General features: G+C 71.1%; 17 protein-coding genes. 13 read left to right on the top strand and 4 right to left on the bottom strand.

Annotated features, from left to right (window positions below; genetic code table 11):
- The 5 genes from K338_RS0113965 (at position 1) to K338_RS26245 (ending at position 7,911) form a co-directional block, all read left to right on the top strand.
- Positions 1–888: a sugar ABC transporter permease gene (locus K338_RS0113965; protein WP_022918791.1), complete on the top strand. Its 888-nt coding sequence runs from the start codon at positions 1–3 to the stop codon at positions 886–888.
- 155 nt (positions 889–1,043) lie between these two features.
- Positions 1,044–3,488 carry a glycosyl hydrolase 53 family protein gene (locus K338_RS26445; protein ID WP_027286847.1) on the top strand — a complete coding sequence of 815 codons (2,445 nt, stop codon included), beginning with the start codon at positions 1,044–1,046 and terminating at the stop codon, positions 3,486–3,488.
- Positions 3,489–3,619: 131 nt separating this feature from the next.
- On the top strand, positions 3,620–6,214 hold the full coding sequence (locus tag K338_RS0113950) for a polysaccharide lyase family 8 super-sandwich domain-containing protein (protein ID WP_022918789.1): 2,595 nt from the start codon (positions 3,620–3,622) through the stop codon (positions 6,212–6,214).
- A gap of 285 nt (positions 6,215–6,499) precedes the next feature.
- Positions 6,500–6,874 carry an SPW repeat protein gene (locus K338_RS0113945; RefSeq protein WP_022918788.1) on the top strand — a complete coding sequence of 125 codons (375 nt, stop codon included), beginning with the start codon at positions 6,500–6,502 and terminating at the stop codon, positions 6,872–6,874.
- 128 nt (positions 6,875–7,002) lie between these two features.
- Positions 7,003–7,911: a TetR/AcrR family transcriptional regulator gene (locus K338_RS26245; protein WP_022918787.1), complete on the top strand. Its 909-nt coding sequence runs from the start codon at positions 7,003–7,005 to the stop codon at positions 7,909–7,911.
- A 236-nt stretch (positions 7,912–8,147) separates the two neighbouring features.
- Here K338_RS26245 and K338_RS0113935 read toward each other — a convergent pair whose 3' ends face one another.
- Positions 8,148–8,735, bottom strand: a complete 588-nt coding sequence (locus tag K338_RS0113935; RefSeq protein ID WP_022918786.1) for a nucleotidyltransferase family protein — start codon at positions 8,733–8,735, stop codon at positions 8,148–8,150.
- A 79-nt stretch (positions 8,736–8,814) separates the two neighbouring features.
- On the opposite strand from K338_RS0113935, the gene K338_RS0113930 reads away from it, so the two are divergent.
- From K338_RS0113930 to K338_RS22775, 7 genes are all read left to right on the top strand, one after another.
- The gene (locus K338_RS0113930; protein WP_022918785.1) at positions 8,815–9,735 is read left to right on the top strand and encodes an AAA family ATPase; all 921 of its coding nucleotides are present in this window, start codon (positions 8,815–8,817) and stop codon (positions 9,733–9,735) included.
- Between the two features lies 1 nt (position 9,736).
- Positions 9,737–10,885, top strand: coding sequence for a vWA domain-containing protein (locus K338_RS0113925; RefSeq protein WP_022918784.1), 1,149 nt, complete (start codon positions 9,737–9,739; stop codon positions 10,883–10,885).
- Entirely contained in the window at positions 10,878–12,005 is a 1,128-nt protein-coding gene (locus K338_RS0113920) for an XdhC family protein (protein ID WP_022918783.1), read from the top strand. The genes K338_RS0113925 and K338_RS0113920 overlap by 8 nt, the downstream gene beginning before the upstream one ends.
- A gap of 86 nt (positions 12,006–12,091) precedes the next feature.
- Positions 12,092–12,568 (top strand): (2Fe-2S)-binding protein, encoded by a 477-nt coding sequence (locus tag K338_RS0113915; protein ID WP_022918782.1) that lies wholly within the window; start codon positions 12,092–12,094, stop codon positions 12,566–12,568.
- Complete coding sequence (locus tag K338_RS22780; protein WP_022918781.1) at positions 12,565–14,988, top strand: xanthine dehydrogenase family protein molybdopterin-binding subunit; 2,424 nt, start codon at positions 12,565–12,567, stop codon at positions 14,986–14,988. The genes K338_RS0113915 and K338_RS22780 overlap by 4 nt, the downstream gene beginning before the upstream one ends.
- Positions 14,985–15,848, top strand: a complete 864-nt coding sequence (locus tag K338_RS0113905) for an FAD binding domain-containing protein (protein ID WP_022918780.1) — start codon at positions 14,985–14,987, stop codon at positions 15,846–15,848. The genes K338_RS22780 and K338_RS0113905 overlap by 4 nt, the downstream gene beginning before the upstream one ends.
- Before the next feature lie 64 nt (positions 15,849–15,912).
- On the top strand, positions 15,913–16,362 hold the full coding sequence (locus tag K338_RS22775; RefSeq protein ID WP_022918779.1) for an SRPBCC family protein: 450 nt from the start codon (positions 15,913–15,915) through the stop codon (positions 16,360–16,362).
- Between the two features lie 12 nt (positions 16,363–16,374).
- On the opposite strand, the gene K338_RS0113895 is transcribed toward K338_RS22775, so the two are convergent.
- From K338_RS0113895 to K338_RS0113885, 3 genes are all read right to left on the bottom strand, one after another.
- Complete coding sequence (locus tag K338_RS0113895; protein ID WP_022918778.1) at positions 16,375–19,554, bottom strand: bifunctional [glutamine synthetase] adenylyltransferase/[glutamine synthetase]-adenylyl-L-tyrosine phosphorylase; 3,180 nt, start codon at positions 19,552–19,554, stop codon at positions 16,375–16,377.
- Positions 19,555–19,559: 5 nt separating this feature from the next.
- Positions 19,560–20,894 carry a type I glutamate--ammonia ligase gene (gene glnA, locus K338_RS0113890; RefSeq protein WP_027286846.1) on the bottom strand — a complete coding sequence of 445 codons (1,335 nt, stop codon included), beginning with the start codon at positions 20,892–20,894 and terminating at the stop codon, positions 19,560–19,562.
- A 205-nt stretch (positions 20,895–21,099) separates the two neighbouring features.
- Positions 21,100–23,166, bottom strand: coding sequence for an NAD(+) synthase (locus K338_RS0113885; RefSeq protein WP_022918776.1), 2,067 nt, complete (start codon positions 23,164–23,166; stop codon positions 21,100–21,102).
- A gap of 183 nt (positions 23,167–23,349) precedes the next feature.
- Here K338_RS0113885 and panB point away from each other — a divergent pair, with 183 nt between their 5' ends.
- A complete protein-coding gene (gene panB, locus K338_RS0113880) occupies positions 23,350–24,207 on the top strand; it encodes a 3-methyl-2-oxobutanoate hydroxymethyltransferase (RefSeq protein WP_022918775.1) in 858 nt (285 codons plus the stop codon).
- Positions 24,208–24,269 lie beyond the last annotated feature (62 nt).

Here is a 24,269-nt window from a genome sequence, read left to right as displayed (position 1 = left end):
ATGACCACGCTGCCCAGTCCCACCCGCGCCCGCACCGCGAGCCGGCGCCGTCGGTGGCTCGCCGAGGTCGGGTGGAAGTACCCGGTCGCGCTGGTCGTGGTGTTCTACGCGGCCTTCCCGCTGGTCTACGCCCTGTCTGCGGCGCTGGACGAACGAGGGTCGCTGTCCGGGTCCGAGGTGCTGTTCCGCACCGTCAGCCTGAACAACTTCAGCGCTCTCGGGGACACGCTGTTCTGGACCTGGGTGGGCAACACGCTGCTGGTGGGAGGTGCGGCGGCCCTCGGGGCGGTGCTGATGGGCGCCGCCGCGGCCTACGCCTTCTCCCGGTTCCGGTTCCGGGGGCGGCGTGCCTCGCTGACCACGCTGCTGATCGTGCAGATGTTCCCGCAGACAGTGGCGTTCGTGGCGGTGTTCCTGCTGCTGATCACCCTCGGTGAGGCGGTGCCGCTGCTGGGCATCAACTCCAAGCTGGCGCTGATCTGCGTGTACCTGGGTGGGGCGCTCGGGGCGAACACGTTCTTGATGTACGGGTTCTTCAACACGATCCCGATCGAGATCGACGAGGCCGCCCGGATCGACGGCGCCTCGCACGCACAGATCTACTGGCGCCTGGTGATGCCGCTGGTGGTGCCGATCCTGGCCGTGGTGGGGCTGCTGGCGTTCATCGCTGCCTTCGGCGACTTCATCCTCGCGAAGATCGTGCTCACCGGGCAGTCCAACTGGACCCTGGCGGTGGGCATGTACCAGTGGGTGTCCAACCAGCTCACCTCCAACTGGGGGCTGTTCGCGGCGGGGGCGATGATCGCCTCGCTGCCGGTGCTGGCCCTGTTCCTGTCCCTGCAGCGCTACATCGTGGGCGGCCTGGCCTCCGGTTCCGTGAAGGGCTGAGCATCGAGCTCCCGCGACTGCAGCGTGCCCGGCGCCCACGCCCCGCACCTCGGCGTTCTCGTTTCCCGACGGCGGAGCTCATCAGGCCCGGCCCGGCTCACCGTGCGTAGCACCCCCGTGTCCGTATCGATGACGATCGTCAGGAGAGGATGATCATGACTGCACGCCGGCGTTCCGCCACCGCCCTGGCCCTGGCTACCGCACTCCTGGGAGGAGCGATGACCACCACCCCGGCCGCGGCCGCCGACCCCGAGCCGGTCGAGGCCGGGATCACCGTGCCCCGGGTGGAGGGTATGGGCGAGGACTGGATCCATGGGGTGGACGTCTCCACGGTGCTGTCCCTGGAGGAGTCCGGCGTGGTGTTCCGCGACTTCGACGGCCAGCCAGCGGACCTGTTCGAGGTGCTCGCCGAGTCCGGGGTGAACTGGGTGCGGGTGCGGGTGTGGAACGAGCCCTACTCCTCCGCCGACCCCAGCCACGGGTACGGCGGCGGCAACGTGGACGCCGAGCGGGCCACCGAGATCGGCCGGCGCGCCACCGAGGCCGGTATGCAGGTGCTGGTGGACTTCCACTACTCCGACTTCTGGGCCCACCCCGGCCAGCAGCTCTCCCCCCGCGCCTGGCGCGGTATGGACGTGACCGAGCGCGCGCAGGCGTTGCACGACTACACCGCCGAGACGCTGACGATGATGGACCAGGCGGGTGTCGCCGTCGGCATGGTGCAGGTCGGCAACGAGACCACCGGCGGCGAGATCGCCGGGGTGAGCGGCTGGGACGATACCGCGCAGCTGTTCCAGGCAGGCTCGGCGGCGGTGCGGGAGACCCTCGGTACCGATGTGCAGGTCGCCGTGCACTTCACCAACCCCGAGCGCGCCGGACAGTATGCGTCGGTGGCGCGGGAGCTGGACACCCGCGGGGTGGACTACGACGTGTTCCTCTCCTCCTACTACCCGTACTGGCACGGGTCGCTGGAGAACCTCACCGCAGTGCTGGACGAGGTGGCCACCACCTACGACAAGGACGTGGCGGTGGCCGAGACCTCGTGGGCGTACACCCTGGAGGACGGCGACGGGTTCGAGAACTCGGTGGACAGCGCACAGGAGAAGTACTCGGTCTCCGTGCAGGGGCAGGCCCTGGCCGTCCGGGACGTGATGCAGGCGGTGGCGGACGTCTCCGAGGGTCATGGGCTGGGCACGTTCTACTGGGAGCCGGCCTGGCTGCCGGTGGGACCGCCGGAGCAGGCGGAGGCGAACTGGGACCTGTGGCAGCAGCACGGCTCCGGTTGGGCGAGCACCTACTCGCAGGAGTTCTACGACCCGGACGGGTCCCTCGGTGAGGACTGGGCGGACGAGTACGGCGGCTCCGCCTGGGACAACCAGGCACTGTTCGCCTTCGACGGCACCCCGCTGGAGTCGCTGCGGGTCTATGAGTACGCCGAGACCGGGGCCGTCGGCCCGCGGGAGGTGGACCAGGTGGCCAGCCCGTCGGTGACCGTGGCTGACGGTGAGCCGATCGAGCTGCCCGGGCAGGTGCAGGTGTCCTACACCGACGGCACCAGCGAGGACCAGGACGTGACCTGGTCGGACTCGGTGGACTGGATCCTCGCGCCGGGCACCTACACCGTGCGCGGTCGCACGGCTGCCGGTCTGGACGCGACCGCGACGGTGACCGTGCTGGGCGAGGTGGACTCCGACCAGAACTATGTGGTCAACCCGGGCTTCGAGGACGGTGTGGAGCCGTGGACCGGAACCGGCAGCGGGTACACGATCAGCTCGGCCGAGGACCCCTACGCCGGGGAGCGGTCCCTGCACTTCTGGTCCGAGGAGGACTACTCGTTCGCGATCGAGCAGCGCCTCACCGGGGTGCCGGCCGGGCAGTACCGGCTCTCGGTGCAGGTGCAGGGCGGCGACGCCGGGGCTGCGGATGAGATGCAGATCTCCGCGGCGTCCGGGATCTCCACCATGACCGCGGACTTCACGCTGGCGGGCTACGGGAACTGGCAGCACCCGCAGACCCCGGAGCTGACCGTGGCGGCAGACGGGGTGGTGACCGTGCGGGCGGAGCTGACGCTCAGCGCCGGTGCGTGGGGCACGTTGGACGAGGTGCAGCTGGTGCCGGTGGCCGCCTCGTCGGAGGTCTCCACCGACGAGCTGGCGGCCCTGGTGGACCGGGCCGAAGGCCTGGACCGGGCGGTGTACACCGACTCCTCGCTGGCGGCCGTGGACGCGGCGCTGGTGCGCGCCCAGTTCGTGCTTGGGTCGCCGGAGCCGGGGCAGGCCAGCGTGGACGCGGCGGTCGAGGAGCTGGATGCGGCGCTGGCTGCGCTGGTGGAGCAGCCGACGCCTACGCCTACTGCTGAGCCCACGCCAACGCCGGAGCCGACCGACGGGGCCGCGCCGACGGACACACCGAGCACAGCAGCGGCGGGCGCCGGGGCCGATGAGACCACGAGCACCGGCGAGCCCGCAGACGACCCGGCCGGTGCGGCCGAGCTCAGCCGCACCGGTGCAACGTTGCCGCCTGCCCGGCTACTGGTGGCCGGCGGGCTGCTGGCGGCTGGTGCCATCCTCCTGCTCCTCCGACGCCGCACCACCCCCTGACCCCCCCCTTCTCCGGGTCGTCCTGCCAGGGGTGCGCTCTAGCGCACGCCCAGCAGGACGACCCGGAGAAGGGGGGTGGTGGGTCGCGTAGGCTGTACGAGTCCGGGTGACGCAGCAACGAAGGAGTGCGCATGCGCAGCATCGGCCGCCGAACCGTCCTCACCGCAGCAGGGGTGACTGCTGTGGCCGCGGCACTGCCTCGGCCACAGATCGCCTCCGCCGCCAGCGCCGGCACGCACACCGCCGGCCGGGAGCCCTCCGACAGCGCCGACGCCCTGCTCGCCACCATCGTCGGCAGCCTGGCCGGAACGGAGCAGACCAACGCAGCCCCCGCCGTCCAGGACAAGCTGAGCGACCTGTACGAACAGGCCACCAAGAACCTCGCCGACCTGATCGCCGACCCCACCACTGAGCTGTTCCCGGGCCGGCCGTTGGGCAGCAGCGATAGCAACTTGGAGACGACCTACAAGAAGCTCTACGAGATCGCCGTCGCCACCGTCATGCCGCTGCCCGCCGGGGCCACGGTCCCCACGGACCTGAGCGGCAACACCGAAGTGCAGGAGCAGGTGATCGACGCGCTGCGCTGGGTGCATGAGCACTACTTCGCCGACCAGGAGTCCGGCTACTACGGCAACTGGTACAACTGGGAGATCGGCATCCCTACGCACGTCAGCCGCACTCTGGCGCTGCTGCGCGACGCAGTGGCCGAGGCCGACCCGGACCTGGCCGAGCAGTACGTGCAGTCCATGGACGCCTACCTGCGCGAGGGCAAGGACGGCGACGTGGACCTGGACTCCCGGTTCCACACCGGCGCGAACCTCGCCGACATCACCACCAACCGGATCGTGCAGGGCGCCGTGCTCGGCGACACCGACCGGATCACCAAGGCCATCTCCGACCAGCTCACCGTCTACCAGATCATCGACCCCTACCACCTGCAGCACGGTGTCACCGATGGCTTCTACGCCGACGGGTCGTTCATCATGCACTCCTCGGTGCCCTACACCGGCAGCTACGGCATCGGCCTGCTGGAGCGGGTCACCACCACGATCGCCATGCTGGCCGGCACCGAGCATGCGACCGACCCGGAGCTGACCGACCAGATCAACACCTGGCTGGCCACCACGTTCGCTCCGGTGATCGTCGAGGGCTGGATGATGGAGATCGTCAAGGGCCGCGCCGTCTCTCGCACCGCCACCGGGTACACGAACGCCACCAGCGTGGTGGAGTCGGTGGTCGCAATGACGGCGCACACCACCCCGGAGTCGGCCGCAGGCCTGGAGGCCTACGTCGCCTACCTGCACGGCATCGAGCAGATGGACATCTCGCCGGCCTCGTTCGCCGACCCGGCGAACATCGTCCGCTACGACGAGATCATCGCCAGCCCGGACATCACCCCGGCGGACCTGGTGCCCTCGGCCGCCACCTTCGCCTACAACGCCATGGACCGGCACGTGCACCACCGTGCCGAGTACACCTTCGCCCTGGCCCGCAGCTCGGAGCGAGTGAGCAAGTACGAGTACATGAACGGGGAGAACCTGCGGCCCTGGTTCCAGGGCGACGGTGCGCACTACCTGTACCTGGCCGGCGATGACCAGACGGACGCGTTCGGGGTCGACTACTTCACCGCCGTCGACGCCAACCGGCTCGCCGGGGTGAGCGCACCCGACGAGGAGCGCCAGACCATCCCCGAGCTGTACGGCCAGCCGTACTACGAGAACCCGGACGCGGGTTTCACCTCCTCCTCGGTCAAGCAGAACCTGTACGTGTACTTCCCGCTGGGCACGAACAGCTACTCCGGCGGGACCACGCTGGGCACCTATGCGGTCGCGGGGATGCAGCAGTCCGACGACGCCGCGTACGTGGCGCAGCAGGCCGGTGAGCTGCCAGAGGATTTCGTGGCGTACCCGAACTGCCGCTCCTCGAAGTCGTGGTTCATGTTCGACGACGAGATCGTGGTGCTCGCCTCCGGTATCCGGGACGAGCACGACCGCGCGGTGATCAGCACGATCGACGCCCGCACCTGCGACCCGGGCGACACCGTGCAGGTGACCGGTCAGAACCGCTATGGCCGGGCGGTTACGGAGACCGGCACCGTGCACGACCCAGCGTGGGTGCACTACGAGAACAGCACCCGTGGCACCTCGATCGGGTACGTCTTCTACACCGAGGGCGACATCGACGTGCGGTTGGACCGGGTGGAGCGAGCGCCTAGCTACGTGCGCACCTCGAACAGTGACACCCCGATCACCCAGCAGGTCTTCGACGTGTCACACACGCACCCGACCGGTAACGGCAGCGGGTCGCTCGCCTATGCCATCGTCCCCGGCGCCACCAGCCGCGCCCTGGCCGGCTACCGCCGTTCCGGGCCGGAGGTACTCGAGCACGGCGACGAGGTGCATGCGGTCCGGCATGCCGGGCTCGGACTGCTCGGCGCGAACTCCTTCACCGACGGCGAGCACCGGATCGGCAACCTCACCGTGCACGGCCGGGCCTCAGTGCTGGTGCAGGACGCTGACCGCGGGCGCACAGTGCTCGCCGTATCCGACCCGACGTTCTCCCGAGAGACGGTGACCATCACCATCCGCGGACGCCGCCCGGTGCTTCAGACCGACGACGGTGTGACCGTGCGACGGGTGCGCGGGGGCACCCGGCTGGAGTTCCCCACCCACGAGGCATACGGCAAGACGTTCACCGCCACGATCCGGGGGCACGGCATCGCCTGACCGGGCGACGCACTGAGGCACCCACCACCCACCTCGCGCACTCTCCGCAGCACCCACCACCCGTCTCGCGCACTCTCCGCCGACTGAGGCACTTTTCGGCATTCGAGGTGAGTTTTGCTGCCTCACAGTTCGAAAAGTGCCTCATTGGCGCTGCGTTCCGGCGCCGCCGCCCGGCCCTACTCGCAGCAGCATCGGTGCAATTAACCGGTCGGTCGGTCAGTCAGTTTCATACTGGGAAGTGACCCCCGATTCGGGAGCCATCTGATGAGAAGGAGGATGAGTTCGATGAAGAGGTGGACACGCTGGCAGGACTGGGTAGCAGTAGCTGCCGGACTGTACGCAGCGCTGGCGAGCATCTGGACGATCCCACGCACGGGCGCGACGATCTCCCTGCTCATCGTGCTCGGTGTGCTGATGACTGCTGCGGGGGTGTGGAGCCTGGCGGCACCGGGCCTGGTGTCGATGACGTGGATCCTCGCGGTGCTCTCTGCGCTGCTGTTCATCAGCCCCTGGGTGTTCGGCTTCGCCGGCGACCCGGGCCCCGCCTGGACCTCATGGGTCTGCGGTGGCCTCGGCATCATCATGGGCCTCTGGGCCATCGCACCGGCAGAGAAGGTGCACCACATGACCCATGGCGGCGGGCAGCTTGCCCACGCGTGAGGCACACCGGGTGATCGGTGCGCGGGCGACGGCCGGCCGCCGGCCGCGCACCGGCCGCAGAGCAGGCCCCTGGTCACTCACCAGTCCGCTCACTGAGCAACCACCGACCACGAACACCGGAGGAGAGCATGCGGGGCAAGGCCGATCTGCCCGAGGCTCGGGGCAAGATCCTCGATGCCGCGGTCACCCTGTTCGCCCGGCACGGGTTCGACGGCACCTCGACCGCGCGCATCGCGCACACGGCAGGCGTCCCGAAGGGGCTGCTCTTCTACTACTTCTCCACCAAGGCCACGATCCTCACCGCCCTGCTCGATGAGCGGCTCGTGGTGGCACCCTTCGACTCCGCGACGCTAGCGGTGCGCGGCGACACCGAGCAGACCTTGATGAACGTGGGCGAGCGGATCCTGGCCGACCATGCCGAGTCCGAGGTGCTCCGGGAGATCGTCTGGCACGAAGCACACACCCGACCCGAGGTCCTCACCGTCCTCACCCGCTACCGTCAGGCCCTGCACGACTCGATCGAGCGCGTGCTGCGTGCCAGCCTGGTCGAGTGGGCCGGAGCGGATGCGATCCGTGCCGCTGCCGCAGCCTGGGCCGCAGTGACCACGGCGCGGCCCCTGCCCCGCGACGAGGACGGCACCGCGGCGGAGCACGCCGGGGCGGACCTGCGCGCAGTGGCTCGTCTGCTCGCCGGGGTCTGCGGGCCGCGACGCCACTGCCGGGCGGGGTCAATCCCTGACTGCGCCCCGCCCGGCACCGCTCGCCGCTCCGTCGCCCCCACGGAGGCACATGTGCGCGATCGGGGTCGCTGCCAGTTCGCTCGCACGGCAGCGACCTGCAGTAGCAGCGCGTTGGTGCGCGACCAGTGCGCATCGAACACTCGGTACGCGCCAGCGGCGAGTTCCACCTCCCCGGCGAACGCCTCCACGCCGGCCGGGTCGCGGGTCAGGGCCCGCAGCACGTCCAGGGCGATCACGTTCCCGGAGCCCTCGGCGCCGGGCCGACCCACGAGCACCTGTGCGGAGGCACTTTTGTGACACCGAGGTATTCGTTGTGTGCCTCAGTGTCACAGGAGTGCCTCCGCCCACCAGGGCCAGGCAGAAGGGCGCGGCAGGCAGTCATGCGCCCAGGAGCTCGGCGCTGTCTTCCTCCCAGCTGTCGTAGGCCTCCTTCTCGGCCTCGTCCCTCGGCGTCCGAAGTACCTGAGAGTCACCTGGAACGCCGCAAAGTGCCTCCGCGGCAGGGGTGGGTGGATTCCAACCAGGCGAGTATCTCAGGGCTGCAGCAGGTGCAGGTCCTCGGGGGTATCCACATCGGCGGCCGAGCCCAGGTCGGAAGCGTCCACCAGGTGCAGCAGTTCCGGGTGCCGGCGCAGGTAGGCCCGGGCACCCCGGTCGCCCTCGGCCAGCTCCGCGGCGGCCCGGGCGAGGTCGGCGTCGAAAACCATCGGGTGCCGAGCCCCGCCGTCGCCGTACTCGGCTGCGATCACCGTTCCCGGGCGATGCTCAGCCAGCAGGCGCGCGACCACATCGGCGCTCACGCCCGGCTGGTCGACCAGCAGCACCACCACACGGTCAGCCCCGGCAGGCACCGCCCCCACACCGGCCCGGAACGAAGAGGCCAGCCCGATCGCCCAGTCGGAGTTGACCACCGCCTGCGCCCCGGCACCAGCCACCAGCGGCGACACCTCCTCGGCCTGCGCCCCCACCACTACCAGTACCGGCTCGCACCCACCCGAACGGAGCACCCCGACGGCTCGTTCCACCAGCGTCGCTCCCCCGCTGCGCAGCAACGCCTTGGCGCCGAGCCCGAGCCGGCGGCCTTCCCCACCCGCCAGCACCAGCCCGACCACCGTCTCCATGCCTGCAGAGCGTAGGCGCCGCCAACCGCCCAGCACCAACGACCCCGCACACCCCGCGTGGCTGGCCTATCGTGGCGACATGACTGCGACGTCGGGTCTGGCCTCGAGCGAAGCGGTGAGCGAGCTGCTGGAGTCCACCGGCTACCTCACCGACGAGGGCCTGGCGACGATCACCTACCTCGCGCTGGCGATGGGCCGCCCGCTGCTGCTCGAGGGCGAGCCGGGCACCGGGAAGACGTCGCTGGCCGAAGCCCTCGCCCAGGGGCTGGGCCGCCCGCTGATCCGGTTGCAGTGCTACGAGGGCATCGATGCCTCGCAAGCCCTCTACGACTGGGACTTCACCAAGCAGATCCTGCACCTGCGCGCTCTGGAGACCGCGGCGGTCACCCAGGGCGCCCGGGACGCCACCATCGGCAACGGGCTGTCCACCGAGGCGATCGAGAAGTCCCTGTTCGATGAGCGGTTCCTGCTCGACCGACCGCTGCTCAGGGCACTGCGCGGCGGTCCGTCGGTGCTGCTCATCGACGAGATCGACCGCGCGGACGACGAGTTCGAGGCGTTCCTGCTGGAGATCCTCTCCGCCGGGCAGGTCACCATCCCCGAGCTGGGCACGATCCGCGCCACCTGTCCGCCCATCGTGGTGCTCACCTCCAACCGCACCCGCGAGCTGCACGATGCCCTCAAGCGCCGCTGCCTCTACCACTGGATCGACCACCCGAGCCTGGCCCGGGAGGTGGCGATCGTGCGCACCCGCCTGCCGCAGGTCTCCGAGCGCCTGGCCGAGCAGCTGGTCACCGTGGTGCAGCAGCTGCGCCGGGACGAGCACCTGATCAAACCGCCCGGCGTGGCCGAGTCCCTGGACTGGGCCCAGGCGCTGGTCGAGCTGGGCGCAAGCGAGCTGGACCTGGCCACCGCCGCAGCCACGACCGGTGCGTTGTGCAAGCACCGGGAGGACCTGGACCGAGTGCGCGCCAGCCTCGAGAAGATCCTGGCGGGCTGACATGCCCAGCCAGCCTCCGCCGTCGTCGGCAACACACTCCCCTGAGGCCCTGCTGGTGGGCTTCGGCAACGCTCTGCGCGCTGCCGGGCTGCCGGTGACCACCGACCGCACCCGCTCCTTCGTGGCCGCGATCGCCCACCTGGACCTGGGCCGCCGCAGCGACGTGTACTGGGCCGGGCGGGCCACGTTCTGCACCCGCGCCGCCGACCTGCCCGGCTACGACCGGGTGTTCACTGCCTGGTTCGAGCGCGGCCAGAGCCGGACGGCGCAGCCGCACCCGGAACAGTCCGGTCACCAGGCCGCTGTGGGTCCCGGCGACATCGAGGACGGCGCAACTTCCTTGGTCTCCACGCTCGCCTCCTCCGCCGAGCAGCTGCGGCACCGGGACGTGGCCGAGCTGTCCGCCGCTGAGCGGGCCTGGCTGAACCAGGCGATCCAGGCGCTGCCCCTGCCCCGTCCCCTGCGGCGCACACGCCGCACCGAGCCTTACCACCACGGCCGGGTGGACCGGGTACGCACGCTGCGCGCCGAGCTGCGCCGCGCCGGGGAGCCCGGACCGCTGCACCACGCCCGGGTGCGGCGGCGACCACGGCGGCTCGTGCTGCTCATCGACGTCTCCGGCTCGATGCGCCCCTATGCCGACACGCTGCTGCGGCTCGCCCACCGGGTGGCCCGCGGCACCGAGGCGGAGGTGTTCACCCTGGGCACCCGGCTGACCCGGATCACCGCAGCACTGACGCACCCGGACGTGGACACGGCGCTGCTGCGCGCTGGAGAGACGATCCCGGACTGGTCCGGCGGCACCCGCCTGGCCGACACCCTCGGTGCCTTCATCAGCAGGTGGGGTCGGCGCGGCCTGGCCCGCGGAGCGGTGGTGCTGATCGCCAGCGACGGCTGGGAGCGCGGGGATCCGCACCTGCTCGGCGAGCAGCTTTCCCGGCTGGCCCGGTTGGCCTACCGGGTGGTGTGGTCCAACCCGCACGCCGGGAGGGCCGGCTACCAGCCGGTGCAGGGCGGGATCGTGGCGGCCCTTCCGCACCTGGACGCACTGGTGGCCGGGCACTCCTTGGCAGCGTTCGAGCAGGTGCTTCTCGAGCTGTCCGCCGGTCGGGGCGGGGCCGCACAGAAGGTGAGGGAGATCGATGCGTGAGGTGCTGGCGGATCTGATGGCTGCCTGGCAAGCGGGTCAGGACGCCGGCCTGGCCACGGTGGTGCACGCGTTCAAGTCCGCGCCCCGGCTGCCGGGGGCGGCGATGCTGGTGGCCGCCGACGGCACGGTCAGCGGGTCGGTCTCCGGCGGCTGCGTGGAGGGGGACGTGTACGAGACCGCCCGCCGGGTGCTGGACTCCGGGCAGGCGGAGCTGCACCGGTACGGCTTCTCCGACGACGACGCGTTCGCCGTCGGGCTGACCTGCGGCGGGATCATCGATGTGTTCGTAGAGCCGGTCTCCCCCGCCCGCTATCCCGAGCTGGGCGAGGTGGCCGAGGCGATCGAGTCGGGCACCCCGGTCGCAGTGGCGGTGGTGGTGGAGCACACCGACCCCGCGCGGGTGGGCCGGCACCTGGTGGTCTTCGCCGACCACACTGCCGGGACGCTCGGTTCGGAGCGCACCGACCAGGCGGTCACCGACGACGCCCGCGGACTGCTGGCCACCGGGAGGAACCGGATGCTCACCTATGGCCTGGACGGGCAACGGATGGAGGAGGGCATGCAGGTGTTCGTCTCCTGCTTCGCCCCACCGCCGCGGATGCTGGTGTTCGGCGCGATCGACTTCGCCGCTGCGCTGGCCCGCCAGGGGCACATGCTCGGCTACCGGGTGACAGTGTGCGATGCCCGCGGGGTGTTCGCCACGCCGGCTCGGTTCCCGGAGGCCGACGAGGTGGTGGTGGACTGGCCGCACCGGTACCTGCAGGCCGAGGTGGAGGCAGGCAACGTGGATGCCCGCACGGTGATCGCAGTGCTCACCCACGACCCGAAGTTCGACGTACCGGTGCTGCAGGTGGCCCTGCCGTTGGACGTGGCCTACGTCGGGGCGATGGGCTCCCGGCTCACCCACGACGACCGGCTCGACCGACTCCGCTCAGCCGGGGTGGACGAGGAGCTGCTGTCCCGGCTGCACAGCCCGATCGGGCTGGACCTGGGGGCACGCACCCCAGAGGAGACCGCCGTCTCCATCGCCGCGGAGATCATCGCCGTGCAGTGGGGTGGCGGCAAGGCGCCGCTGCGGGAGACCACCGGGCGGATCCACCACGACGACCTGGTCGGCTGACGCCGTTACACCATTCCTGTGCGCTATGTCACATTCGCCGGTAGAGTGCCCACCATCTGAGATGTCACAGCGCGAAGGAGCAACAGATGGCGTCGCGAACGATCACGCTCACCGTCGACGGGGTCAGCTACACCGATGACGTCGAGCCCCGGCTCTTGCTGGTGCAGTACCTGCGCGAGGTGCTCGGCAAGACCGGCACGCTCGTCGGCTGCGACACCACCAACTGTGGCGCCTGCACGGTGCTGGTCGATGGGGAGAGCATCAAGTCCTGCACGATGCTCGCCGTGGAGGCCGACGGTCACGAGGTGACCACGATCGAGGGGCTGGCCACCGACGGCCAGCTGCACCCCCTGCAGAAGGCGTTCAACGAGTGCCACGCGTTGCAGTGCGGGTTCTGCACCTCCGGGATGATCATGCAGTCGGTCTCCCTGCTGGCGGAGAACTCCCGGCCCACCGACCAAGAGGTGCGGGAAGGGTTGGAGGGCAACCTGTGCCGCTGCACCGGGTACCAGAACATCGTCGCTGCTGTGCAGCAGGCCGCCGGTGAGGGGGCAGCGCGATGACCGTCACCGAGGAGCACGCACCGGAGATCGGCAAGGCCCGGGCCCGCAAGGAAGACGCCCGGCTGATCACCGGCCGCAGCAGGTACACCGACAACATGGTGCTGCCAGGGATGCTGCACCTGGCGATGGTGCGCAGCCCGCTCGCGCGCGCCCGCATCACCAGCATCGACACCTCCGCAGCGCGCAGCGCCCCCGGGGTGGTCCGGGTGCTCACCGGGAAGGACCTGACCGGGGAGCAGGGCTCGATGCCGAACGCCTGGCCGGTCACCGAGGACCAGAAGGCTCCGCCACACCCGGCGGTGGCCGAGGAGACGGTGAACTTCGCCGGAGAGATCGTCGCGGTGGTGATCGCCCGCTCCCCCGCCGCAGCCCGCGACGCCGTGGAGCTGGTGGACGTGGACTACGAGCCGCTCACCCCGGTGGTGGACCTGGCCACCGCCGCCCGGGACGAGGAGCTGATCTACCCGGAGCTGGGCACCAACCACTCAGCGACCTGGGTGTTCGACTCCGCCGAGGCCGGCACCGGCGGGGACATCAAGGAGGCGATCAGCGCCGCGGAGATCGTGGTCGAGCGCACCTTCCGGCAGCAGCGGCTGATCCCGGCGTTCATGGAACCCCGGTCCACCGTGGTGGATCCGACCGGGGAACAGCTCACCGTCTGGTCGGCCACGCAGATCCCGCACATCCTGCGGGTGATGCTCGCCCTGACCCTGGGCATCCCGGAGTCGAAGCTGAGAGTGATCGCCCCGGACGTCGGCGGCGGGTTCGGAGGCAAGCTGCAGGTGACCCCGGAGGAGGTCATCACCGTGCTGGCCGCCCGGCACACGGGCAAACCGTGCAAGTACACCGAGACCCGCTCGGAGACGATGGTCGGCGCCCACCACGGGCGGGACCAGATCCAGACGTTGCGCATCTCGGCGAAGGCGGATGGCACCGTGACCGGGCTGGACGTGCACCTGGTGGCGAACATGGGTGCCTACCTGGGCCTGATCACCTCCGGCATCCCGATCCTGGGTGCGTTCATGTACAACGGCATCTACAAGTTCCCCGCCTACCGGTTCGAGTGCACCAACGTGTTCACCAACCAGGTGTGGACCGATGCCTACCGAGGTGCCGGCCGGCCGGAGGCCACGTTCGCGATCGAGCGGATGATGGACGAGCTGGCCACCGAGCTCGGCATGGACCCGATCGAGGTGCGGGAGAAGAACTGGATCCAGCATGACGAGTTCCCCTTCGCCACAGTGTCCTCGCTGGAGTACGACTCCGGCAACTACGAGGCGGCCACGGCGAAGGCGCTGGAGCTCTTCGGCTACGACGAGCTGCGCGCCGAGCAGACCCGGCGGCGGGAGTCCGGTGATGTGGTGCAGCTGGGGATTGGGGTCTCCACGTTCACCGAGATGTGCGGACTCGCCCCGTCCCGGGTGCTCGGCGCGCTCTCCTACGCCGCCGGCGGGTGGGAGCACGCGCAGGTGCGGGTGCTGCCCACCGGGAAGGTTGAGGTGGTCACCGGTGTCAGCCCGCACGGGCAGGGGCACGTGACCTCCTGGAGCCAGATCGTGGCCGACCGGCTGGGGGTGGCGTTCGAGGACGTGGAGGTGCTGCACGGGGACACCCAGGTCTCCCAGCGCGGGCTGGACACCTACGGGTCGCGTTCCCTGGCCGTGGGCGGGATGGCGGTGGTCGCCGCCGCGGACAAAGTGATCGAGAAGGCGAAGGTGGTCGCCGCGCACCTGCTGGAGGCGGCCACGGACGACATCGAGTTCTCCGGTGGTCAGTTCACCGTGCGCGGCACCGACCAGGGCGTGGGCTTCGGGGACGTGGCCTTCGCCGTGTTTGCCGCCCATGATCTGCCGGACGGGTTCGAACCGAGCCTGGACTCCGACGCCACCTACGACCCGGAGAACTTCTCCTTCCCGCACGGCACCCACCTGGCTGCCATGGAGGTGGACACCGAGACCGGGCAGGTGCGGGTGCGCAAGTACGTGTGCGTGGACGACGTCGGGAACGTGATCAACCCGATGATCGTGGACGGGCAGGTGCACGGTGGGCTCGCTCAGGGCATCGCCCAGGCCTTGTTCGAGGAGGCTGTCTACGACGACTCGGGCACGCTGTTGACCGGGTCGTTCACCGAGTACCTGGTGCCCTCCGCACCGGACCTGCCGAGCTTCACCACCGACCGCACGGTCACCCCTTCGACCACGAACGCACTCGGTGTGAAGGGGGTGGGCGAGGCGGGCACGATCGCCTCCACCCCTGCGATCGTCAACGGTGTGCTGGATGCGATCCGCCAGTTCGGGGTGAGCGATGTGGAGATGCCCTGCTCCCCCTCGCGGGTGTGGCACGCGATCCAGGCGGCACGCGTTGGTTCCGGTGCTGGCACGGGCCATACCGGCACCGGTGGAGAGGAGGCCCGGCGATGATCCCGAGCGCGTTCGACTACGAGGCCCCCGCGACCGTGGCCGAGGCACTCACGCTGCTGGCCGACGACTCCCGCGAGGTGAAGGTGCTCGCCGGCGGACAGTCCCTGCTGCCGGTGCTCAAGCTCCGGATGGCCGACCCAGAGCTGGTGGTCTCGCTGCAGCAGATCGACGAGCTGCGCGGTGTGCGGATGGAGGACCAAACCCTGGTGATCGGGGCGATGACCCGGCACGCGGACGTGGCCCGCGAACCGCTGATCGGTGCGCACGCGCCGCTGCTAGCCCGCGCCGCCGCGGAGATCGCCGACCCGCAGGTACGCCATCGTGGCACGATCGGCGGTGCGGTGGTGCACGCCGACCCGGCCAGTGACATGCCGGCCACACTGTGCGCCCTTGAGGCGCAGATGCAGGTCGTGGGCCCGTCCGGGCAGCGCACGGTGCCGGCGGCGGAGTTCTTCGAGGACTTCTTCACCACTGTGGTGGAGGAGGACGAGCTGCTCACCGCGATCCGGGTGCCCAGCTACGACGACTGGGGCATCGGGTACGAGAAGTTCACCCGGGTGGCGCAGCAGTGGCCGATCGTGTCGGTCGCAGCGATGGTGCGTCTGGAGGGTGGCAGCATCGCCGAGGCGCGGGTGGCGCTGGGGAACATGGACACCGTCCCGGTGCGGGCTGCTGGCGTGGAGGCGGCGCTGTCGGGTGCCGCACCCACGCAGGAGGCTGTCGCAGCTGCGTGCGCCTCCGCCGCCGAGGGCACGAATCCCACCGAGGACCTGAACGGTGATGCCACCTACCGGCGTCACCTGGCGACGGTGCTGGCCCGCCGGGCGGTGCTCGCAGCTGTTGCCGACGCCGGCGCCTGACCATCCCGCCAGGCCGAGCCTGCCGGCAGCTCGCCAGCACCCGACGATCGGAAAGGAGCCAGGAGTGCAGCTGGAACACCATTTCGAGGTACCCGCCTCCCGGGCCGAGACCTGGGCGCGGTTCAACGACCTGGAGCAGGTGGTGCCCTGCTTCCCCGGCGCCAGCCTCACCGAGGTGGACGGTGATGAGTTCACCGGGTCGGTGAAGGTGAAGCTCGGACCGATCTCGCTGCAGTACAACGGCTCCGGCCGGTACGTGGAGCGGGACGAGGCCGCCGGGCGGATCGTCATCGAGGCCTCCGGCAAGGACCGCCGCGGCAACGGCAACGCCGGGGCCACAGTGACGGCGGTGCTCACCGAGGCCGGTGAAGGTACCGCGGTGGAGGTGGTCACCGAGATGGACATCGGCGGCAAACCGGCCCAGTTCGGCCGCGGGATGATCCAGAGCATTTCGAACAAAATGTTGGACAAGTTCCTGGCCTGCATCCGGGAGAAGATGACCGACAGCGCCTGACGCCACCCGGGGTCAGCCGTAGAAGACGTCCTCCATCACCCTGCGCGCCCGGCGGGCGGCGCGCAGCCAGTCCTGCTCCAGGTCGTCGGCGTGCCCGGCCCGGTAGCCGAGCAGCCGAGAGACGCGCACCAGCACGGACCGCTCCCCCGGCAGCTGGTCGATCCGGGCGCCACTGGTGCGCCCGGTGGCGAGCACGTTCGCGTTCCGCAGCCGGGTCGCCAGCTCCCACGCCTCGGACAGGGCACCGGCCTGCCGGGCGCTGAGCAGCCCGGCCTGCACCGCCGCCGCCAGGGCGGCCAGCGTGCCCGTGACCTGCAGCTCCGGGTGCGCGTCGGCATGCTGCAGCTGGAGCAGCTGGGCGGTCCACTCCACGTCCGCGAGCCCGCCGCGGCCGAGCTTGAGGTGGTGGGTGGCCGGCACCCCGCGGGGCATCCGCTCGGCCTCCACCCGTGCCTTGATCCGCCGCAGCTCGCGCAGCTCGCGTGCATCCACCCCGCCCTCGGGGTAGCGCAACGGGTCGATGAGCTCGCGGAACTGCTCGCCCAGGTGCACGTCCCCGCCGATCGCACGCGCGCGCAGCAGTGCCTGCCGTTCCCACCCCTGCGCCCACCGGGCGTAGTACTCGGCATAGGAGGCCAGCGTGCGCACCAGCGGCCCCTGCCGACCCTCCGGTCGCAGGTCGGCGTCCACGGCCAGCGGCGGCTCGCTGCCCGTGGAGCCGAGCAGCGCCGGCACTGTGGTGGCCACCTCCAGGGCCCACCGCTGCGCCACGTCCTCGTCGGCGCCGGGCAGCGGGTCGTGCACGAACATCACGTCGGCGTCGGAGCCATAACCGATCTCGGCGCCACCCAGCCGCCCCATGGCGACGACGAGGAACCGTGACGGCACCTCGTCCAGGGCGAGCTTCGCCGTCGCCGACCGTTGTGCGATTCCCAGCGCGCCGACCACAGCGACCTCCGCGGCCGGGGAGATGGCTTGCGCGCAGGTGGCCACCGGCACCCCGGTGAGCACATCGGCGATCGCCGCACGCGTGAGCTCGCGGCGCCGCACGAACCGCACGGCCAGCTCCGGTCGCTGCCCGGCCTGGCGGCGCCGGGCGACCATCGCCGACATGCTCGACTCGATCGCCTCCCGGGGGCGCGGGGCCAGGTCGGCATCGTCGTCCAGCCAGGTGACCGCCTCGGTCAGGCGGGCGATGCGCTCCGCGGCGAAGGTGCTGCCGGACAGGATGTGCGCGAGCCGTTCCGCGGCGGCCCCGGAGTCCCGCAGCAGCTTCAGGTACCAGTGCGTGGTGCCCAACGAGTCGGAGATCTTCCGGAACGCCAGCAGCGCGCCGTCCGGGTCCGAACCTTCGGCGAACCAGCCCAGCAGCACCGGCAGCAGCTGACGCTGGATCGCCGCACGCCGGGAGACGCCCTCGGTCAGGGAGCTGATATGCCGGATCGCCCCGGCAGGGTCGCGGTAGCCGATACCGCGCAGCCGCTGCTTGGCGCGGTCCGGGTCCAGCGTCACGTCGCTCGCGGACAGCCGGGCCACCTGCGGCAGCAGCGGCCGGTAGAACAGGTCCTCGTGCAGTGTGCGCACCTGCCGGCGCACCGACCGCCACCGGGCCAGCAGTGCGTCCGCCTCACCACCGTCCACACAGGCAGCGCGGGCGAGCACGGTCAGCTCGTGACGGTCGGTGGGCAGCAGGTGGGTGCGGCGCATCCGGGCCAGCTGCACCCGATGCTCGAGCACCCGCAGGAACCGGTAGCAGGAACCGAGCTGCTCGGCGTGGTCGCGGCCCACGTAGCCGGCGTCGGTGAGGGCAGCCAGCGCTGCGAGCGTGTTCGCCTGCCGGATGCTCTCGTCCACGCGGCCGTGCACCAGCTGCAGCAGCTGCACGGTGAACTCCACGTCCCGCAGCCCGCCGCGGCCCAGCTTGATCTGCCGGTCGGCCTCGACGGGGGGCACGTGCTCCTCCACCCGTCGACGCATCGCCTGGGAGTCCTCCACGAAGTGCTCCCGCTCGACGGCGGTCCACACCATGGGCTGCAGAGCGTCCAGGTAGTCCTGGCTCAAGCGGGCGTCCCCGGCCACGTGCCGGGCCTTGAGCAGCGCCTGGAACTCCCAGGTCTTCGCCCACCGGCGGTAGTAGGCCAGGTGGGAGTCCAGGGTGCGCACCAGAGGTCCGTTCTTCCCCTCCGGGCGCAGCGCGGCGTCCACCTCCCACAGCGGCGCCTCCCGGGAGGGCATCGTGCACATCCGGGCCAGGGTGGCGGCCAGCTTGGTGGCCACCGGCAGCGCCTCCTCCTCCGAGGTGCCCTCGACCGGTTCGGCCACGTAGACCACGTCCACGTCGGAGATGTAGTTCAGCTCCATCCCGCCGGTCTTGCCCATGCCGAGCACCGCCAGGCGGACCCCGGCGCCGTGGTCGGCCAGCTCGGCGCGGGCCAGGGCGAGCGCGCCGTCCAGGGCGGCGGCGGCGAGGTTGGCCAGGGCGCCGCCGACCCGGGGCAGCAGCGCCTGCGGGTCCGGGCTGGCCAGGTCCGCGGCGGCAACGGCCAGCAGCTGGTGCCGGTAGGCGCGGCGCAGCTCGTCCACCCCGCCGTCAGCGGCCCGGACGGCGGCCACCGGCACGGGCGCGTGCGGGTCGGCACCCACGGAGGTGAGCAGCGCCGTGCGCAGCTGTGCGGCATCGGCCGGGCCCGGGCCGGGGGCCGGGGCCGCCTCGTCGAGCACCACGGCCACCTGGTCCGGGTGGGCGACGAGGTAGTCGCCCCAGAACGAGGAGGCACCGAGCAGGGCCAGCAACCGGGCCGGGCCGGAGGTGCGGGGGGACGGGTCGGACTCGGTGTCGGAGGCACCGCCCCCGGCCGGCGAGGTGCCCCCGCCCGCCACAGCACCGCCGTCGGCAGGTGAGGTGACCTCGCCCCCGCCGCCACCGCCGTCGGCAGGTGAGAGGGCCGCACCACCGGTAGCACCGCCGTCGGCCAACAGCGTGCCCAGCTCGGCCTCGGTCTCGGCCAGACGCACCAGGGCCAACAGCGCCCGGTCCGGGTCGGCCACGGCACCGAGCGCGCCGATCAGCCGGGTGGCAGCGCCGTCGTCCGCCCCCTGCAACGCGGGGTCGGCGAGCAGCTCGGCAGCACGAGCGGTGTCGGCGAACCCCGCCCGTGCGAGCGCCCCGGTCAAGGTCTGCGGCCGCACCACGACACTCAGATCAGGGTGATGCGGGACAGCTCGTACGGGGTGACCTGCGCCCGGTAGTCGCGCCACTCCTGCTTCTTGTTCGCCAGGAAGTGGCTGAACACCTGCTCCCCGAGGGTGTCGGCGACCAGCTCTGAGGACTCCATCGCCGTCACCGCCTGCTCCAGGCTGCCCGGCAGGGGCTGGATGCCCAGTGCGCGGCGCTCGTTCTCGGAGAGCTCCCACACGTTGTCCTCCGCCTCCTCGGGCAGCTCGTACCCTTCTTCGACCCCCTTCAGCCCGGCCCGCAGCAGCACCGCCAGCGCCAGGTAGGGGTTCGCCGAGGCGTCCAGCGCGCGGTACTCCACCCGCACCGACTGCCCCTTGGTCGGCTTGTACATCGGTACCCGCACCAGCGCAGACCGGTTGTTGTGCCCCCAGCAGCGGTAGTTCGGGGCCTCCTGCCCGCCCCAGAGCCGCTTGTAGGAGTTCACGAACTGGTTGGTGACGGCGGTGATCTCGTCGGCATGCACCAGCAGCCCGGCCATGAACGCCCGCGCGGTGGGTGAGAGCTGGTAGCGGGCGCCCGGCTCGTGGAACGCGTTCGTGTCCCCCTCGAACAGGGACAGGTGGGTGTGCATCCCCGACCCGGGCTGCCCGGGCAGCGGTTTGGGCAGGAACGAGGCGGTGAACCCCTGCTGGATGGACACCTCCTTGACCACCGACCGGAACGTCATGATGTTGTCCGCGGTGCTCAGCGCGTCGGCGTAGCGCAGGTCGATCTCGTTCTGCCCCGGGCCGGCCTCGTGGTGGGAGAACTCCACCGAGATGCCCATCGACTCCAGCAGTGTGATCGCCGCGCGGCGGAAGTCGTGACCCTGCCCACGGGCGACGTGGTCGAAGTAGCCGGCGTTGTCCACCGGCACCAGCGGGTCGTCCTCGGACTCCAGCGCCTGGAACAGGTAGAACTCCACCTCCGGGTGGGTGTAGAAGGTGAACCCGGCGTCGGCCGCCTTCGCCAGCGCCCGCTTGAGCACGTTCCTGGGGTCGGCGGCAGCGGGTTGCCCGTCCGGGGTGAGGATGTCGCAGAACATCCGGGCGGTGCCGTGGTGGCCGCCGCGCCAGGGCAGGATCTGGAATGTGGACGGGTCCGGCTGGGCGATCAGGTCGGACTCGCTCACCCGGGACAGGCCCTCGATCGAGGAGCCGTCGAAGCCGATGCCCTCGGTGAAGGCGCCCTCCAGCTCGGCCGGGGCGATCGCCACCGACTTCAGCACCCCGAGCACGTCGGTGAACCAGAGCCGGATGAACCGCACGTCCCGCTCCTCGATGGCCCGCAGTACGTACTCCTGCTGCTTGTCCATGCTGCTGTGCTCCCTGATCTGCTCCGGTGCTGCCGCTGCTCCGACGGGACCCATCATGTCAGCCCTGCGACCGGGGTAGCCGCTGCTGCACGCACGTCTGAGGCACTTTTCGCCGTTGGAGGTAGCTCCCAGTGGCCTCCGACGGCAAAAACTGCCTCAGACACTCGGACAGGCGGCGGGCGCCGGGTGGAGGTGGGTGGGCGCGTCACTCCTCCGGCCAGCTGGTGGGCACCCGGTCCAGGTCCGCCAACCACGCGGCCGCGCCCACGTCCGAGGGTGCCCGCCACTCCCCGCGCGGGGACAGCGCCCCACCACGGGCCACCTTCGGTCCGTTCGGGATCGCGGTGCGCTTGAACTGGTTGGCGAAGAACCGGCGGCAGAACACCTCCAGCCAGTGCCGCACCTGCGCCAGGTCGTAGGCCGGTCGGTCGCCCTCCGGGTACCCCGGTGGCCAGGAACCCGCCTGCGCATCGTGCCAGGCGTGGTGGGCGAGGAAGGCGATGGTCCGCGGCGCGAGCCCCTGCCGGAGCACGTGGAAGAGGGTGAAGTCGTGCAGTGCGTACGGGCCGATCTGCGCCTCGGTGGACTGCGCCGCACCGTCCGCACCGGTGGGCACCAGCTCGGGGCTGATCGTGGTGTCCAGCACGGCGGCGAGCACCTCGGCGGTGCCGGCATCGACCTCCTCGGCGGAGACCACCCAGCGGATCAGGTGCTGGATGAGGGTCTTCGGCACGCCGGCGTTCACCGCATAGTGGCTCATCTGGTCGCCCACCCCGTAGGTGCACCAACCCAGCGCCAGCTCGCTCAGGTCCCCGGTGCCGACCACGATCCCGCCCTCGGCGTTGGCGATCCGGAACAGGTAGTCGGTGCGCAGCCCGGCCTGCACGTTCTCGAAGGTGACGTCGTAGACCGGCTCCCCCGCGGCGAACGGGTGGCCGATGTCGGTGAGCATCTGCCGGGCCGCGCCGGTGATGTCGATCTCGGCGAACGTGACCCCGAGCGCTTCCCCGAGCGCCCAGGCGTTGGACCGGGTGCCCTCGCTGGTGGCGAACCCGGGCAGAGTATAGCCGAGGATGTCGGTACGGGGCCGGCCGAGGCGGTCCATCGCCCGGGCGGCCACCAGCAGCGCGTGCGTGGAGTCCAGGCCGCCGGAGACACCGATCACCAGCTTCGGCGACCCGATCGCGCGCATCCGCCGCACCAGGGCGGAGACCTGGATGTTGAACGCCTCGTAGCAGTCCTGGGCGAGCCGGTCGGGCTCGTTCGGCACGTACGGGAACCGGTCCAGCCTGCGGCGCAGGCCCAGGTCGCCGGTGGGCGGGTGCAGCTCGAAGCCGACGGTGCGGTAGTCCGGCAGACCGGTGGCATTGTCGTCGAAGGTGCCCTGGTGCAGACGTTCGTTGCGCAGCCGGGACAGGTGCACGTCGGCCACCGCCATGCGCGTCTCCGGGTCGAACCGCGGGGTGGCGGCGAGCAGGTCGCCGGCTTCGTAGACCATCGCCTGCCCGTCCCAGGACAGGTCGTTGCTGGACTCCCCCGCCCCGGCCGCGGCGTAGGCGTAGGCCGCCTTGTAGCGCACCGAGGCGGACCGGCACAGCAGCTGGCGCTCCTCGGCGCGGCCGACCGTGACCGGGGAGCCGGAGAGGTTGGCCAGCACGGTGGCACCGGCCAGCGCCGCCTTCGCCGCCGGCGGCACCGGCACCCACATGTCCTCGCAGATCTCCACCCCGAGCACCAGGTCCGGGTAGTCCGTGGCGGCGAACAGCAGGTCGGTGCCGAACGGGACCTGCCGTCCGGCGACGGTGATCTGCGCACCACTGATACCGGCGCCAGAGGCGAAGTGCCGGCCCTCGTAGAACTCCCGGTAGGTGGGCACCAGCGACTTGGGCACGACGCCGAGCACCCGGCCCCGGTGCAGCACCACGGCGCAGTTGTACATCCGGTGCCGCCAGCGCAGCGGGGCACCGACCACCAGCACCGGGAGCAGGTCCCGGGTCTCCTCGGTCAGGGTGGTCAGGGCGTTCTCGACGGCGTCGCTCACCGGGGTCTGCAGCAGCAGGTCCTCGATGCTGTAGCCGGTCAGGGTCAGCTCGGGGAAGATGAGCAGCGCCACCCCGTCGTCGTGCGCCTGCTGGGCCGCGGCGCCGATCTGTGCGGCGTTGCTGACCGGGTCGGCCAGGGCCACAGGGACGGTGCCGGCAGCCACCCGGACGAAGTTGTGGCTGTAGATGCTGGTGAACGTGCTGGTGGGACCGGCGGCCGGCGAGTTCATCCCCCCAGTCTGTCAGCCGGAGGGCCGCCGGGGCACCTCCTCGCCGATACCTCGGCACGCGGCTGGTCATGGGTGCCGGGTCGAGCGAGGGACAGACCCGGCGCAAGCAGCCACTCGCGTCGAGATGGCCCGGTGTGGCGGCGGGGTGACTCGCGCCGGCGGGCGGAGCACTAGGGTGGTGGCATGTCACAGCAGACCCCGGACGCCCCTGCAGGGTCGGTCCTGCCCCCCGTTGGTTCCGGCAAGCGGGTGCGGGTGCACCACCTGGCCGCTGCGAAGGCCGCCGGTGAACGGCTGACGATGCTCACCGCCTACGACGCGCCGACCGCGCGCCTCTTCGACGAGGCCGGGATCGACCTGCTGCTGGTCGGCGACTCGATCGGCGACAACATGCTCGCGCACGAGAACACCCTGCCGGTCACGTTGGAGGAGATGCTCCCGCCGGCGCGGGCAGTGGCCCGGTCCGCCAAGCGGGCGATGGTGGTGGTCGACCTGCCGTTCGGCAGCTATGAGGGCGGTGCACAGCAGGCCTATTCCGCCGCGGTGCGGGTGATGAAGGAGACCGGTGCGCACGCGGTGAAGTTCGAGGGTGGTGCCCGGGTGGCCGAGCAGGTCCGGGTGATCACCGACGCCGGCATCCCCGTGGTCGGGCACCTGGGGTTCACCCCGCAGTCGGAGAACATCCTCGGCGGCAAGCGGGTGCAGGGCCGGGGAGACGACGCCGCCGAGCGTCTCTGTGAGGATGCCGTGGCGCTCCAGGAGGCCGGGGTGGCGGCGGTGGTTCTGGAGATGGTGCCCGCCCCGGTGGCCGCGCGGGTGACCGAGATCCTCACTGTGCCCACGATCGGCATCGGTGCCGGGCCCTCCTGCGACGGGCAGGTCCTGGTGTGGCTGGACATGGCCGGGATGGGCGACTGGTCACCACGGTTCGCCAAGCAGTTCGGTCAGGTGGGTGCTGCGCTGCGGCAGGCGGCCCAGGCCTATGCGGCGGAGGTGCGCACCGGCGCGTTCCCCGCTCCGGAGCAGTCCTACCAGCAGTGACCCGGGCGGCCCGGCGCAGCCGGGCCGCCGGTGCTGCACGCACCCGCCCGCGCAGGACGCCC

Origin of the sequence: Ruania albidiflava DSM 18029, assembly GCF_000421225.1 — a bacterium.
GTDB lineage: Bacteria > Actinomycetota > Actinomycetes > Actinomycetales > Beutenbergiaceae > Ruania > Ruania albidiflava.
This window is presented reverse-complemented; position numbering and strand designations above follow the sequence as displayed.

Bases quoted from the DNA above. Each gene is read 5' to 3' on its own strand.
- K338_RS0113965 (WP_022918791.1), top strand. From the start codon at position 1: ATGACCACGCTGCCCAGTCCCACCCGCGCCCGCACCGCGAGCCGGCGC.
- K338_RS26445 (WP_027286847.1), top strand. From the start codon at position 1,044: ATGACTGCACGCCGGCGTTCCGCCACCGCCCTGGCCCTGGCTACCGCA.
- K338_RS0113950 (WP_022918789.1), top strand. From the start codon at position 3,620: ATGCGCAGCATCGGCCGCCGAACCGTCCTCACCGCAGCAGGGGTGACT.
- K338_RS0113945 (WP_022918788.1), top strand. From the start codon at position 6,500: ATGAAGAGGTGGACACGCTGGCAGGACTGGGTAGCAGTAGCTGCCGGA.
- K338_RS26245 (WP_022918787.1), top strand. From the start codon at position 7,003: ATGCGGGGCAAGGCCGATCTGCCCGAGGCTCGGGGCAAGATCCTCGAT.
- K338_RS0113935 (WP_022918786.1), bottom strand. From the start codon at position 8,735: ATGGAGACGGTGGTCGGGCTGGTGCTGGCGGGTGGGGAAGGCCGCCGG.
- K338_RS0113930 (WP_022918785.1), top strand. From the start codon at position 8,815: ATGACTGCGACGTCGGGTCTGGCCTCGAGCGAAGCGGTGAGCGAGCTG.
- K338_RS0113925 (WP_022918784.1), top strand. From the start codon at position 9,737: ATGCCCAGCCAGCCTCCGCCGTCGTCGGCAACACACTCCCCTGAGGCC.
- K338_RS0113920 (WP_022918783.1), top strand. From the start codon at position 10,878: ATGCGTGAGGTGCTGGCGGATCTGATGGCTGCCTGGCAAGCGGGTCAG.
- K338_RS0113915 (WP_022918782.1), top strand. From the start codon at position 12,092: ATGGCGTCGCGAACGATCACGCTCACCGTCGACGGGGTCAGCTACACC.
- K338_RS22780 (WP_022918781.1), top strand. From the start codon at position 12,565: ATGACCGTCACCGAGGAGCACGCACCGGAGATCGGCAAGGCCCGGGCC.
- K338_RS0113905 (WP_022918780.1), top strand. From the start codon at position 14,985: ATGATCCCGAGCGCGTTCGACTACGAGGCCCCCGCGACCGTGGCCGAG.
- glnA (WP_027286846.1), bottom strand. From the start codon at position 20,894: ATGGACAAGCAGCAGGAGTACGTACTGCGGGCCATCGAGGAGCGGGAC.
- K338_RS0113885 (WP_022918776.1), bottom strand. From the start codon at position 23,166: ATGAACTCGCCGGCCGCCGGTCCCACCAGCACGTTCACCAGCATCTAC.
- panB (WP_022918775.1), top strand. From the start codon at position 23,350: ATGTCACAGCAGACCCCGGACGCCCCTGCAGGGTCGGTCCTGCCCCCC.